Raw genomic sequence first — 253 nt, 5'->3', positions numbered from 1 at the left:
CACCGAACCAGTCGTGGTACTGCTGGTACAGCTCGCCGCGGCCCTGCGGGGTGTTGGCGACCACCTGCACGAAATCGCCCAGCTGGTCGCCGAACTGCATCAGCACGCGGTACTTCTGCCCGGCCAGGCGGCGACGGCAGTTCTTCTCGCTGCCGTTCTGCTCGCAGTCCTTCACGAAGGTGCCCAGGCCCAGGAACACGCTGTCATCGGCCACCGGCATGCCGACCGCGCGCAGGTTGGCCAGGGTGGCCTC

Annotated in this window: 1 protein-coding gene; it reads right to left on the bottom strand. The window is 68.0% G+C overall.

The window, feature by feature from the left end; genetic code table 11:
* Nucleotides 1-253, bottom strand: a 253-nt coding sequence (locus tag R0J87_RS22630; protein ID WP_498889149.1) for a hypothetical protein, incomplete at both ends; no start/stop codon positions are given.

This window comes from Halomonas sp. SIMBA_159 (genome assembly GCF_046536035.1).
Taxonomy (GTDB): Bacteria; Pseudomonadota; Gammaproteobacteria; order Pseudomonadales; family Halomonadaceae; genus Vreelandella; species Vreelandella venusta_A.
This window is presented reverse-complemented; position numbering and strand designations above follow the sequence as displayed.